This is a genomic window from Anaerovibrio sp. (assembly GCF_045637405.1).
Taxonomy (GTDB): domain Bacteria; phylum Bacillota; class Negativicutes; order Selenomonadales; family Selenomonadaceae; genus Anaerovibrio.
On sequence record NZ_JAZTZI010000051.1, the window covers coordinates 1 to 1077 of the forward strand.

Annotated in this window: 1 protein-coding gene and 1 pseudogene; both read right to left on the reverse strand. The window is 46.7% G+C overall.

Annotation, left to right across the window (positions count from 1 at the left end):
- Positions 1–296 (reverse strand): NUDIX domain-containing protein (locus ACKI5G_RS03715; protein WP_407397764.1); only part of this gene is annotated, 296 nt, incomplete at its 3' end.
- 55 nt (positions 297–351) lie between these two features.
- Positions 352–1077: pseudogene (locus ACKI5G_RS03720) on the reverse strand (DNA repair protein RecN); the annotation flags it as partial.

The window sequence follows — 1077 nt, forward strand, 5'->3', positions numbered from 1 at the left end:
GTTTCCTCACTTAACTCCCGTTTAGCACACTCCAGAGGATCTTCCCCCGCAGCATCCAGCTTCCCGGCTGGAATTTCTAAGGTTACTTCATCAATGGGATAACGGTACTGACGAACCAAGATAACTTCTCCCTGGTCCGTATAGGGTATAACTGCCGCTGCACCAGGATGTTTCACCCATTCCCGATAGGCTTCTCCACCATTGGGGAGCCGTACCTTATCTTTTTTTATATGCAAGAGATAGCCATCATATATATTCTCACTATCCAGCTTGGTTTCAATTAAGTCTTCGTACATCATTAGCCTCCCAGTTAGTGCACTAGTTTATCCACTAACTTGTAATTTTAACATATTACCGCCCATTTGCATATTGCTGTTTTCGGGTTTCAGCATTCACCAGCATTTCCCGGGCATTATCCAAGGATGCTGTTGATAAATCACCACCAGAGGCCATACGGGCAATTTCATTAACCCGTTCTCCTTTGCTGAGAGCTAAGACACTGGTATAGGTCTGACCGTTATTTACCTGCTTACGAATATACAAATGCACATCTGCCATGCAGGCAATCTGTGGCAAATGGGTAATACATAGTACCTGTTTCCCGGCCGCTATCATGGCAATACGCTCTGCCACCATCTGAGCCGTTTTGCCACCAATTCCTGTATCGATTTCATCAAAGACCATGCTGGCTGGTGAATCATCCCGAAAAGCAGTAACAGCCTTTATGGCCAATACTACCCGGGACAGCTCACCCCCAGAAGCAACTTTCTGAATCGGACGGGCTTCCTGCCCTGGATTAGCCGAAAAAAGAATATCCAAGGCATCGGCCCCTAAGTGGTTTAATGGAGCAGATGAAATGGCAAATTCCAACTTGGCATCAGGCATCCCCAAGGCATGAAGATGGTCCTCAATTGCCATGGCCAATCTATCCCCCGCCTGCTCCCGCAAGGAAGTGAGACGTTCAGCCAGCTTTTCCGCATTGGCCTGGGCCGCTTCTATTTCTTTATTTAATGAAGCTATTGCCTCATCATAGTTTTCAATTTCAAAAAGCTGCTGCTGAGCCTTTTCAGCGTAATC